Genomic DNA, 12,014 nt, shown 5'->3' on the forward strand with positions numbered 1-12,014 from the left:
ATTTATGGGCGCTTCAGGTTTTCTGCCTTTTGCGTATCAAAGAAATAAGTCATGCGCTTGCGCGGGCTCAGGTATTCATACACTTCTGGCGACAGCTGGCCGGGCTTGAGGCTGGCAGTGATGTCGAGTATGGGTTCGTGTATCAGGTCAAGGATGATGGCTTCGGACTTGGGTACGCTTGGGTCATAGATCAATACGCTGGGGCGCAAAGGCTTGCTGGAATTGACGCCCACCACCATGCCAAAAGTACCGTCACTGAGCTTGACGATGGTACCTGGCGGATAGACACCCATGCAGCGTATGAACAGGTTCAGTGCCGTTGCATCGAATTGCTTGCGCTGATGGGCAAACATATAGGACATGGCTTCATACGGACTGAGCGAATCGGCAGGGTTGGGCTTGTTGCACAGATTATCGTAGGCATTGGTGATGGCAACGATGCGTGCCAGCGGTGAGATACGCTCAGCTTTGAGTTGTTGCGGATAACCACTGCCATCAGCCAGCTCATGGTGCTGCGCGATGATCTCGGTCACGCCTTTCGGCAGGTTCAGTTTTTCGGCAATCTGCTGGCCATAGTGGCTATGCATCTGCAAGAGATTTTGTTCTGCCTTGGTCAGTGCAAAAGTCTTGTTGACGATACGGTCAGGGATCTCAACTTTACCTATGTCGTGGAACATGCAGCCCATGCCCAATTGCTTGATGTCGTCCGCCGGAAAGGATAATTCTTTTGCCAGCATCATGGTCAGTACTGCGACATTAAGGGAATGATAATAGGCTTCTTCGCCGACTATCTTGTCGTTCATAAGATGGATGGCGATGTCTTTGTCGACCAGCAAAGAGTCCAGCATTTGCTGCACCAGTTGCTCAGCTTCGCGCACAGATTCCTGCGGGCGAGAGAACAGGTTCTTGGTAATATTTTTGAGGGTATTGGCAGCCTTCAGCAGTTGCTTTTCGCATTGGGCGATGGCGTTGCGCTCCTTGATCAAGCGATCTATGCGCGCTTTTTTTTCAGCAATCAGGGCCAGTTCTTCCGGGCTGTGCACGATGGCCGGTTCTGGCTCCACTGCCTCTGCAGTTTTTGGCTGTGGCGGCAAGGGACGATTATCAGATTTGGACGGGTTGACCCTGATGGTTTTCAGGCCCAACTGCTTTATCGCATTGATCTCTTGCTGGCTCTTGATCTTGAAACTATTAAGGGCAAAGGAATGTTCCAGCCATGAAATATCCAGATGCACATATAAGCCTATGCATAATTGCTCAACTGGAACATCAACGGTAATAGGGGTTGCGCACATGTAAACACTTTAAAGCGGATTGAACTGAACTAAGCTCATTGTAGCAAAATGCCGTATTGGTCTATTTTCCAACAAAAACCTGAGTCAAGGTTGACAAGTTTGAACCGGGTGCAGGAATATGGCTGAAGCTAAGGCTCTGCCTGATGGCATAGCAACATACCAACATACAGCAACACACTCCAGGATGAATCTGATGACACGCCCACTTGCCAGTTATAAATATTACGATTTTGTTATGGCGGCCTTTGTCACTGTGTTGTTATGCTCGAATCTCATCGGTGCAGCCAAGGCTGCACAGGTGACGCTGCCAATAGTGGGAACGGTGACTTTTGGTGCCGGGGTACTGTTTTTCCCTATCTCTTATATTTTTGGTGATGTACTGACTGAAGTGTATGGCTATGGACGTGACCGCCGCGTGATCTGGGCAGGTTTTGGTGCGGTTCTGTTTGCTGCCATCATGTCAGTCGTCGTACTGGCACTGACACCGGCGGCGGACCCGTTTAATACCGAGTACCAGACTCACCTGAATGCGGTATTTGGCAATACACCAAGAATTATCCTGGGATCAGTCACCGCATTCTGGTGTGGCAGTTTTGTGAATAGCTATGTGCTGGCCAAGATGAAGGTGGCAATGGAAGGCAAACATCTGTGGATGCGTACCATAGGTTCGACCATTTGCGGCGAGTTTGTTGATTCCAGCCTGTTTTATGTGATTGCCTTTTACGGCATCTGGTCAGACAGTCAGCTGATCACGGTCATGGTCGCACAATATATTTTGAAGACCAGTTGGGAAGTCGTCATGACGCCCGTAACTTATAAAGTAGTCGCTTTCCTGAAGAGAAAAGAGAATGAAGATTACTATGACAAAGATACCAATTTCACACCTTTCCAGTTAAAAGTATAAGCAGTATAAAAATTTCACTCTGGAAATTTTATTGGAGCTTGAGCCTGCCTGTAAAAGTGGGCTGCTAAAGTTTTAGGCAATTTGACCGTTCTAAGTGCGAACAGCCTTATTTCCTGCACTTATGTCATGTTTCCTCTAAAAGTATTCCGTATCTTTGAGCAAGCCGCAGAAACGCCGCATGCCACCAACCAATACCGTCGACCTGTTGCACATGGGCAAGCACAAGATGGTAAATCTGCCAGTGAAGAAGTCACCTGGCCAGAGGTAGAACGCCGTCAAGTTGAAAACCGGCGCAATGCCGACCGCCGTGAAAAACAGCAAGCCATTTTATTAAATACCCGCAAACTGCAAGGCAGGCGCAAAGACCCGGGGCGACGATTAAGCGATAAACTGGCTGCACCAAATTCACGCATTCATTTTTCTATCAAGGGTTAAGTGCAGGCTTTTCAGTTGCCTGCACGCACGCCCAGCTTGCGTAAAATACCTTCCATCAGGCACCATTTGGTGATGCCACTCTGCAATAAGTTAATCCCGACAAAGGCAGTAAAGCCCAGCCACCATTGATGCACGAACAGCGGACTGCCTGGTATACCCAAGGCGAGGCTTAAAAGAATAAAGCAACCTGCAACGATACGGACAATCTGCCAGCTAGTCATGATGAAGCTCCTTGTTGGTATTCAGGATAGTTTTTATAAACGTGGTAATACAGCAGCGGTATCACTATCAATGTCAGCAGGGTAGACACCAGGATGCCGAAAATCAGTGAGATCGCCAGACCATTGAAGATGGGGTCATCGAGGATAAAGAAAGCACCCAGCATGGCGGCAAATCCGGTTAATGCAATAGGTTGTGCACGTGTGATGGCAGAGCTGACTATCGCATCCTTGAACGCCATGCCTGCAGCCACCTGCACATGGATAAAATCCACCAGCAAGATAGAATTCCTGACAATGATGCCTGCCAGGGCGATCATGCCTATCATGCTGGTGGCGGTGTATTGCGCACCCAGCAGTGCATGACTCGGCATGACGCCGATGATGGTCAGAGGTATTGGTACCATGATGATCAGCGGTGTCAGGTAAGAACCAAATTGCGCCACTACCAGCAAGTAAATCAGTATCAGACCTACGCCATAGGCTGCCCCCATGTCGCGGAAAGTTTCATAAGTAATCTTCCATTCGCCATCCCATTTCAGACTGAAGCCGCGGTAAGGGTCGGATGGGGCATGGATGAAAAACTCATGCAGCTTGCCACCATCGGGAGCAATAATGTTTCCGATGTCGCTGCGCATCGCAAACATGCCGTATAGCGGGCTGTCTATCTTGCCTGCCATGTCAGCGATGACATAATTGACTGCCAGGCCATCTTTGTGAAACACCGGCTGCTCGCGCAAGGTGTCCGAGATATTCACCAGCTCACGCACCGGTACCAGCTTGCCTTGCGCTGATCTGAGACCCAGGCTCAACAGGCTTTCCAGACTGCCTTGTTCAGTGACCGGCAATTGCAATTGTATGGCGGTCGCATATTTGCTTTCATCATGCAGATAGCTGGCCGCATCACCATGCAAACCAGCGCGCAGGGTTGTTACTATGGCTGTCTGACTGATGCCCAGTACTGCAGCCTTGCGCTGGTCTATCAGCAAGACCTTGCGCGGCGCGTTGATAATGCTGCTGTCATCAACATCCACCACACCGGCAGTCTTGTTGAATACTGCACGTACAGCACGGGCGACTTGCTGCCTGCCCTCATCTGTGGGGCCATAAATTTCTGCAACGATGGCTGCCTGCACTGGCGGGCCGGGAGGTACCTCCACCACTTTGACATTGGCAGAAAATCGCTGACCAATTGCCTGCAGTGCAGGACGCAAGCGGCTGGCGATGGCATGGCTTTGCTCGCTGCGATGCTGCTTGTCCACCAGATTGACTTGCAGGTCACCGACATTGCCACCAGAACGCAGATAATACTGACGCACCAGGCCATTGAAATTAATGGGTGCGGCTATACCTGCATAAGCCTGATAGTCAGCCACTTCCGGCACTTTGGACAAGTAAGCACCAAGTTCGCGCAAGACAGCTGCAGTTTTTTCTACTGGCGTACCAGCAGGCATATCGACCACGACTTGAAACTCTGATTTATTATCAAAGGGCAGCATCTTCAATTGTACCCAGCCAAGTACCGGCAAGATGATGGACATGGCAATCAGAGCAACGATAAACAGCGTCAGCTTCCAGCCATTCCATCGTCCCTTGCGCTCATCAAGGAGGGGACGAAACATGCATTTAAAAATACTGCCAATTTTTTTCTGCAATTCACTTTCATGCACATTGTTACCATGCTTCATCCAGATACGTGCCAGCCATGGCGTGACAATGAAGGCTATCGCCAGCGACAGCAACATGCCCATGCTGGCGTTGATGGGGATGGGGCTCATATACGGCCCCATGAGGCCGCTGACAAAGGCCATGGGCAATAATGCCGCAATCACAGTCAGCGTTGCCAGTATCGTGGGGCCACCGACTTCATCAACCGCGCCGGGTATGATTTCTGTCAGCGACTTATCCGGGCACAGCGCCTGATGCCTGTGTATATTTTCAACCACGACAATCGCATCATCGACCAGTATGCCTATGGAAAAAATCAGAGCAAACAGGGATACGCGGTTCAGCGTAAAACCGCAGGCCCAGGAGGCAAACAGGGTCACTGTTAAAGTCAACATCACTGCTGTGCCGACGATGGCTGCTTCACGCCGCCCCAAGGCAATAAATACCAGGGCCACCACGGAGGCAGTTGCAAACAATAATTTCTGTATGAGTTTTTTTGCCTTGTCGTCAGCTGTCTGACCGTAATTGCGCGTCATGCTGACTTCCATACCTTCGGGTATGACGGTATTACGCAGTTCTGCCACGCGCTGTTTGATAGCGTCAGCAACGGCGACTGCATTCTGGCCCGGCTGCTTGCTGATGGCAATGGTGACGGCTGGATATTCCGCAGCATCTTTACCTGCCAAACCATGCCAGACATAAGAGCTCACGGGCAACGCGCCATCCACGACTTTTGCCACATCCCCCATGAAAATGGGTTTGCCAGCCTTGACGCCAACCACTACTTCAGTCACGGCTTGTGCATCATGCAAAAATGGCCCGGCATCGATAACAATGCTTTGATTGGCACGCGTCAACTCACCGACAGGCAAACCCAGGTTAACAGCTTGCAAACTGCTTTGCAGGTCAGCCACTGTCAAGCCATTCGCTGCCATCCTGGCCGGATCAAGTTCTATGTTGATGGCGTGGCCGGGGCCACCTGTAGTGCTTACTTCACGCGTGCCTTTTACGCGCTTGAGTTCAGCTTCCATGCTGTGGGCAACACGCTCCAGGTCATAGGCTGCGGTCTGCGGATTTTTGCTCCATAAAGTCAGGGCGACGATGGGTGCATCATCAATGCCCCTGGGTTTGACGATGGCTTCCAGCACGCCCAGTTTGGCGGGCAACCAGTCGCGATTACTGTGGACCACATCGTACAAACGCACCAGTGCTTCAGTACGCGGTATACCAACTTCAAATTGCACAGTCATAATCGCCATGCCTGGCCGCGATACCGACATTACATGTTCGACATTGGCGATTTGTCCCAGCACCTGTTCTGCCGGTATTGCCACTTGTTGCTCCACCTGTTTCACCGATGCACCGGGAAAGGGGATCAGCACATTCGCCATCGTCACATTGATTTGCGGTTCTTCTTCACGCGGCGTGACGATGACGGCAAATACGCCAAGTAAAAATGCCACCAGCGCCAGCAGGGGCGTGATTTGTGCCGTCTGAAAAAATTTGGCGATGCGGCCAGAATATCCCAATTGTTTTGCCATGGCATATCCTCAGCGTGACTGGGCTGCGGCCAGAGGATTGAGCATCACTTTTTCACCTGCGGCAACACCAGCCAGCACTTCTTGCTCACTACCAATGACGGGGCCAGGCTTGATCTGCCTGAGCATTGGCTTGCCCTGCGAATTGACGACATACACAGCATGCAACTCTGCACGGCGCACTACTGCTCTGACAGGTACATACAGGCGTGCGGCATCATCCTTGCCCAGGGCATGTCCAGTTTGTGCGGCTTGTACTGGTAATTGCAGACGCGCAAACATACCGGGTGCCAGTCCATGCACAGCTGGCAAATCCAGGCGCAGTTGCACGGTGTGCGTACTGGCATCGGTCACAGGCAAGATGGTAAATTTATTGAGTTTGATGATGCCTTGCGCGGCTGGCAAAGCCGGTATCTCCACCGTAATGCTCTGGCCTTGCGCAAGGCTGGCGAGATGGGCTTCTGGCAGTGTGGCTGTCACGCGCAGGGCTGCGGGATCATATACCGCCATCAAGGCCTTGCCTGGTGTGACCATGTCACCCTGACTGATAAAGACGTCGGCAATGCGACCGGCATACGGTGCAGTCAATGTATAAAACCCCGATTGCGTCTGCACCGCGCCAGCCTGGGCTATTTGGGCATTGGCATCAGCGGTAGCTGATTTGAATTGTGCTTCAGCTCTGTCGAGTTGCGCCTGACTGATGTATAGACGCGCAAACAACTGCTTTTGCCGTTCATAGTCTTTGCTTGCCACCTGCAAGGCCGCTCGCGCTGCTTCGACCTGCGCCTGGCTGGCATGCGCCTGCTGGCTGGCGGCGCGACCATCAATACGCACCAGCATTTGCCCGGCCTTCATGCTGTCGCCAGCCTTGACCGGTAAATTTGTGATCGCACCCGATACCTGGGCAGCGATAATCGTCTGCCTGACGGCTTCGACCACGCCATCTGTTGTAATCTGGCTGGCTGCATTGCTGGACCTGACCGCAGCCACCTCCAGCTCTGCTGCAGACGTAGCGACAGCCGCGCTTGCTGCTGCAAACAGAATAATTAATAAAGTAAGCACTTGCTTCATCACGGAGTAATCAAAGGTTCTGGATTCATGAATGACAGTTGGTGGCATGGATAGCAGGTTTTTCGCAGATGCTTTTCACACATGCCGCAAAAATATAATATTCTTATTTGCGCAATTACGCAAATAGTAAATTAAGCATGTGCAATCATCCCGACTAGGGGTATGATAGAAACATTCCCACTACTACATTGACTGTTATGGACGGATTATCTGATCAGGCTTTGATACAGATTGCCCATTATTTTTCGGCGCTCGCTGAGCCTACCCGCTTGCGTATCCTGAATTGCCTGCGCGAAAAAGAACACAATGTCGGCGAACTGGCCGAGCGTTGCGCCTGCTCTCAGGCGAATGTCTCACGCCATCTGTCTACCTTGGCCAAGCATGGCCTGGTGGCACGCGAAGGACGCGGTACTTCTGTGTATTACCATATCGCTGACGAATCGATTTACGCCCTGTGTGACCTGGTGTGCGGCAACGTGGCCCGACAACTGGAATCGCAGGCTGCCATATTGAATGGCAGCAGCCGCAGTCTCAACTAAGCCATAGCACGATAGACCAGGCTGGCTGCCACACATACCAGCACAACGACAAAAATCATTTGTACCTTTTGCTGCGGCAATTGCAGGGCTATGCGCCTGGCCAGCAACATACCGGCTACCGTAGTCGCCACAAACATGGCTGACAGCAAGACCGGCAAATGTGCACCACTCAACAGGGCTGATCCCACCCCCATGGAACCAACGATGCTGACCACCAGCAGCGAAGTCGCCACTGCCACATGCATGCTGGCATTAGTGTAATGCCTGAGCATGGGGACAATGACAAAGCCACCGCCCACACCCAGCAAACCTGTCATGAAGCCGGAAACCGCACCTATGCCGGCAATCACTGCCCCGGTCTTGAAAGACCATTCAAAGCGACCGGTACTACTATTGATACGCGCCATGGCAGCACGCTTGTCGTCATCACAGTCAGGTGAACGCAATTGCACAAACAGTCTCACAGCCACCACACCCAGTATCATGGCAAACACCAGCATCAGCCATTGCTGCGACATGCGCTGTGCAACTTGTACGCCCAGCAGGGTAGGCAGGCTACCCGCAACTGCCATCAGGATGGCAGCACGGTAACGTACCAGCTTGCGTACCAGTCCCTCAATCGCGCCTATCATGGCGGCACTGCTGACGGCCAGCAAGGCCATGGGCATGGCTTGCTGCATGCTGAAACCCTGGGTATACACCAGCGCAGGCACTGCCAGTATGCCGCCGCCAGCCCCGGTCAGACCCATGATGAGACCGACCAAGGCACCGATGAGAGCCACTACAAGTTCTGCTGCAGAGAGGAACATATCGAAAGCCTGGATTAAAAAATATGCTAGTGGACTATTGTAGTTAAAACAGAAGTGAAAGACGCTTGCCCGGCGATTAGGGCAAGATGCAAAGCAAAGCGATAGTGGCGCTATCGCGAGCATTTGCATCGCAGCCATCATCGTCGCGCAAGCGGAAGGCATTCTGTTTTAACTACAAAAGTCCACTATAGTATTCCTGGCTAGCCTTCACGTCGAGTGTGAAACCAGGCTTAATGTGGCACTCGCATTTCGGATGTCAAAATCAGCAACATTTTTGTTATTATTCGAGAACTCATTTCATCGCCATGCGCGAGTTCATCATGAATCCAGACACCAAGCCTCACGTACACAGTTTCTTCGATACGCAAACCTGTACCGCCACCCATATCGTATTTGATGCGCCTGGCGGTCATGCTGCGGTTATTGATCCGGTACTGAATTATGAACCCAAGTCAGGGCGCACCACGAGCAAATCTGCCGACCTGGTATTGGAATTTCTTGCGTCGAATAACTTGACGTTGCAATGGCTGCTGGAAACCCATGCCCATGCCGATCATTTGTCGGGTGCCCAGTATCTGAAAGAAAAAGCAGGCGGACAAATCGCCATAGGCGAGCAAATCGGTGCAGTGCAAAAAGTATTCAAAACCCTTTTCAATCTCGAAGCAGAATTTCCCGTGAATGGTTCACAGTTTGACGTGCTGTTTGCTGCAGATGCGGAATTTTTCATTGGTGAATTAAAGGCAGTGGCTTTGTATGTACCAGGTCATACATCCGCTGACATGGCTTACCTGATAGGTGACAGCATTTTTGTTGGTGACACCCTGTTCATGCCAGACGTCGGTACGGCACGCTGCGACTTCCCCGGCGGTAATGCCACGCAGTTATATCACTCCATACAAAAACTCCTGTCCTACCCACCAGAAACGCGGCTATTCCTTTGTCATGATTACCCACCTGCCGGACGAGAAGTCTGTACGCACACCACGGTCGCCAATCAGAAAAATGAAAATATCCATGTACGCGATGGCGTCGCAGAAGCCGATTTTGTAGCCATGAGAAGCAAGCGTGATGCCGGGCTGGAAATGCCCTACCTGCTGATACCGGCCATACAAGTCAACATACGCGCAGGATCCCTGCCTGCAGCTGAAACGAATGGTATTCACTACCTGAAAATTCCAGTGAATGGTCTTTGAAGAGAACGTATTTAAAGATCATCGCAATTTGATTCTGTATCAAATTGTTGCAATGCATGAATGTCAATTATTTTCAAGTAGAATAATTATTGTTGTGCAATATGCAAAGACTTTGCACCGACTTTCTACCGACAAAACCTGACAGGATACCCATGGCGAATATCAAAGTTACGCAACGTGGCATGCTCATCACTTACACGACAGAACCTTCCAGCAATATTTCTACCGGCCCCAATGGCGGTTACTACAAAGGCCTGACCACCACCATAGAATGGACAGGTATCAACCTGGTGTATCAAGACCCAAATACTGTCATGCCGACCGGTGGCACGCTGACTTCATTCACGACGACAGGGGCAAATGGAGTAGACCAGCTGACCCTGAGCAACCTGAACTACCAGATCCAGGCTTCCGACCTCAGCCTTCCACTGGATCAGCGCCTGGGCAAATTATTGCAGGGTAACGATAACTGGTCAGGTACGGCAGGCAATGAAACTTTCGTCTATGGTTTTGGCAATGACAATTTTGATGGCGGTGCAGGTTTTGATACGCTCTATACTGCAGTCGAAGGCGGCGCTTTTTCCATCAACAAGACAGCCAGTGGCTTTAGCATGACCGTGACCAAGACAGGCACGAATATTTCCGGCCAGGTCAGCAACCTCAGCAATATCGAGAGAATACAGTTTTCAGACAAGATGGTCGCACTCGACCTGGATGGCAATGCAGGCCAGGCTTATCGCCTGTACCAGGCTGCATTTAACCGTACACCGGACAAGGCAGGTCTTGGCTACTGGATAGGCCAGCTCGACAAAGGTGCAGAAAACCTCAACCATGTTGCTGCCGGCTTTGTCAATTCGGCTGAATTCAAGCAAATGTATGGTGCCAATATTTCAGATAATGCCTTCCTGACGGCAATGTATAACAATGTCTTGCACCGCAACCCGGACCAGGCAGGTTTTGATTACTGGAATGGCCGCATCAGTGCAGGCATGACACGTCCGGACATACTGGCCAGTTTCAGTGAGAGTACAGAAAACATCGCCCAGGTCATAGGACAAATTTCACACGGTATTGAATACATCCCCTACAATTAACCACATCCGTCGTTAACTCATTTAGACAGGCTGAGCATGTCTGCAAGTATCAAGCGCATTGCCATCAGCACCGGCGGCGGCGACGCCCCGGGGCTGAATGCGGTCATACGTTCCGTGGTACTGGCCGCCGAACTGCGCAGCTGGGAATGCTATGGCATACGCGAAGGCTTCAATGGCATCCTGCTGCCTGAACGTTATCCGCACAACGGGGTAGCACGGCTGACGGTGGACCAGGTACGCGGCATAGGCCATCTGGGTGGCACCATACTGGGCACCACCAATCATGGTAATCCGCTGCGCTTTGCCACGACCATGCCTGATGGCAGCGTGCAGGAATTAGATCGTAGCGCCGACATACACCGTCACCTGAAGCAAATGGGTATCGATGCCCTAGTCTGCATAGGCGGCGACGGCACGCTGACCATAGCCAATGCCCTGCACCTGCAAGGCTTGCGTGTGGTGGGTGTACCCAAGACCATCGACAATGACCTCGACAAAACCTTTACCACCTTTGGTTTCGACACTGCCGTCTCGTTTGCCACTGAATGCGTGGATCGCTTGCATAGCACGGCAGAAAGCCATCAGCGCATCATGGTGGTGGAAGTCATGGGACGCTATGCAGGCTGGATCGCCCTGCATTCTGGCATAGCAGCCAATGCGCATGCGATAGTCATACCAGAGATACCGTATGACATAGAGAAAATTGCAGCCATGATACGTAATCGTGACGCCAATGGCCGCAACTATTCCATTGTGCTGGCAGCCGAGGGGGCCCTGCCTGTCGGTGGGCAGCATCTGGTACAAGCGACAGCTGGTAGTGGTTATGTAGAAAGACTGGGTGGTGTAGGAGAGCAACTGGCACATGATTTACAGGCACTGACAGGCAAGGAAGCGCGTGCCGTTGTACTTGGTCACTTATTGCGTGGCGGCAGCCCAACAGCTTTTGACCGTTTATCTGCCATGCGCTTTGGCGCGGCTGCCGTACGTGCGCTTGACGAAGGTCATTCCGGCATCATGGTGGCGCTGGCTTTTCCGAATGTGAATTATGTTGCGTTGGAAGAAGTGGCAGGCCGCATGAAAGCCGTGCCCATGGATAGCGATACGCTGCAAACAGGCAGGGATATAGGAATTTGTTTTGGTGATTGACGCGGTGAATTCAACTCAAAACCGACTCAAAATTATTTCATGGGACTTAGGCAAAATTGTCCCGACAAGACAATCGCTGAAGGAAACTTCCCTTGCAAGGGAAG

The 12,014-nt window shown here is 51.5% G+C and carries 11 protein-coding genes; 6 read left to right on the forward strand and 5 right to left on the reverse strand.

Annotated features, from left to right (window positions below; translation table 11 throughout):
- Nucleotides 1-2 precede the first annotated feature (2 nt).
- Entirely contained in the window at nucleotides 3-1,295 is a 1,293-nt protein-coding gene (locus tag AC07OI_RS28640) for a cyclic di-GMP phosphodiesterase (RefSeq protein WP_495259516.1), read from the reverse strand.
- A gap of 184 nt (nucleotides 1,296-1,479) precedes the next feature.
- Between AC07OI_RS28640 and AC07OI_RS28645 the strand changes: the two genes are divergently transcribed.
- A complete protein-coding gene (locus tag AC07OI_RS28645) occupies nucleotides 1,480-2,199 on the forward strand; it encodes a queuosine precursor transporter (protein ID WP_492705227.1) in 720 nt (239 codons plus the stop codon).
- Nucleotides 2,200-2,325: 126 nt separating this feature from the next.
- A complete protein-coding gene (locus AC07OI_RS28650; RefSeq protein ID WP_492705225.1) occupies nucleotides 2,326-2,634 on the forward strand; it encodes a hypothetical protein in 309 nt (102 codons plus the stop codon).
- 11 nt (nucleotides 2,635-2,645) lie between these two features.
- Here AC07OI_RS28650 and AC07OI_RS28655 read toward each other — a convergent pair whose 3' ends face one another.
- The 3 genes from AC07OI_RS28655 to AC07OI_RS28665 are packed head-to-tail and all read right to left on the reverse strand — an operon-like array spanning nucleotide 2,646 to nucleotide 7,129.
- Nucleotides 2,646-2,855 (reverse strand): YgaP family membrane protein, encoded by a 210-nt coding sequence (locus AC07OI_RS28655; protein ID WP_495259517.1) that lies wholly within the window; start codon nucleotides 2,853-2,855, stop codon nucleotides 2,646-2,648.
- Nucleotides 2,852-6,061 (reverse strand): efflux RND transporter permease subunit, encoded by a 3,210-nt coding sequence (locus AC07OI_RS28660; RefSeq protein ID WP_495259518.1) that lies wholly within the window; start codon nucleotides 6,059-6,061, stop codon nucleotides 2,852-2,854. Before AC07OI_RS28660 ends, AC07OI_RS28655 begins: the two co-directional genes overlap by 4 nt.
- 9 nt (nucleotides 6,062-6,070) lie before the next feature.
- Nucleotides 6,071-7,129, reverse strand: a complete 1,059-nt coding sequence (locus tag AC07OI_RS28665) for an efflux RND transporter periplasmic adaptor subunit (protein WP_495259548.1) — start codon at nucleotides 7,127-7,129, stop codon at nucleotides 6,071-6,073.
- A 197-nt stretch (nucleotides 7,130-7,326) separates the two neighbouring features.
- Between AC07OI_RS28665 and AC07OI_RS28670 the strand changes: the two genes are divergently transcribed.
- Nucleotides 7,327-7,668, forward strand: coding sequence for an ArsR/SmtB family transcription factor (locus AC07OI_RS28670; RefSeq protein ID WP_492705220.1), 342 nt, complete (start codon nucleotides 7,327-7,329; stop codon nucleotides 7,666-7,668).
- Here AC07OI_RS28670 and AC07OI_RS28675 read toward each other — a convergent pair.
- Complete coding sequence (locus tag AC07OI_RS28675) at nucleotides 7,665-8,477, reverse strand: sulfite exporter TauE/SafE family protein (protein WP_495259519.1); 813 nt, start codon at nucleotides 8,475-8,477, stop codon at nucleotides 7,665-7,667. The two genes, AC07OI_RS28670 and AC07OI_RS28675, sit on opposite strands and share 4 nt — an antisense overlap.
- Before the next feature lie 320 nt (nucleotides 8,478-8,797).
- On the opposite strand from AC07OI_RS28675, the gene AC07OI_RS28680 reads away from it, so the two are divergent.
- From AC07OI_RS28680 to AC07OI_RS28690, 3 genes are all read left to right on the forward strand, one after another.
- Nucleotides 8,798-9,670: an MBL fold metallo-hydrolase gene (locus AC07OI_RS28680; protein WP_495259520.1), complete on the forward strand. Its 873-nt coding sequence runs from the start codon at nucleotides 8,798-8,800 to the stop codon at nucleotides 9,668-9,670.
- A 152-nt stretch (nucleotides 9,671-9,822) separates the two neighbouring features.
- Nucleotides 9,823-10,764 (forward strand): DUF4214 domain-containing protein, encoded by a 942-nt coding sequence (locus tag AC07OI_RS28685; RefSeq protein WP_495259521.1) that lies wholly within the window; start codon nucleotides 9,823-9,825, stop codon nucleotides 10,762-10,764.
- Nucleotides 10,765-10,800: 36 nt separating this feature from the next.
- Nucleotides 10,801-11,910, forward strand: a complete 1,110-nt coding sequence (locus AC07OI_RS28690; RefSeq protein WP_495259522.1) for a 6-phosphofructokinase — start codon at nucleotides 10,801-10,803, stop codon at nucleotides 11,908-11,910.
- Nucleotides 11,911-12,014: the final 104 nt, after the last annotated feature.

This window comes from Undibacterium sp. GW821-FHT07F11, assembly GCF_059418665.1.